Below are 293 nucleotides of genomic sequence, written 5' to 3'. Positions count from 1 at the left end.
GCGAATATTTCGGTCACCAGCCGGCCGACGGCTCTGGGGACGTGTTCTTCCATCTCGATCCGCTCTGGGCGAGTTCAGACATCGACGCCATTGGCATCGACAATTACATGCCGCTCTCCGACTGGCGCGACGAAGATGCCGCAAACGGCAATCCTGACGGCATGACCGGCCCGGATGACGCTGTGGCCTTCCGCCGCGCCGTTACGGCTGGCGAGGGTTTCGACTGGTTTTATGCAAGCGAAGCCGACCGCACGGCCCGGCGGCGAACCCCCATTGCCGAGATCGGAAGAGCG

The 293-nt window shown here is 63.5% G+C and carries 1 protein-coding gene; it reads left to right on the top strand.

Annotated elements, in window-relative coordinates; translation table 11 throughout:
• The coding region (locus EN807_RS34575) for a glycoside hydrolase TIM-barrel-like domain-containing protein (RefSeq protein ID WP_135938094.1) at positions 1-293 on the top strand (293 nt) is incomplete at both ends.

The organism is Mesorhizobium sp. M5C.F.Ca.ET.164.01.1.1 (assembly GCF_004792125.1).
GTDB classification, from domain to species: Bacteria; Pseudomonadota; Alphaproteobacteria; order Rhizobiales; family Rhizobiaceae; genus Mesorhizobium; species Mesorhizobium wenxiniae.
The sequence above is the reverse complement of the archived record's forward strand: the minus strand, read 5'-3'. Positions and strand labels throughout refer to the sequence as shown.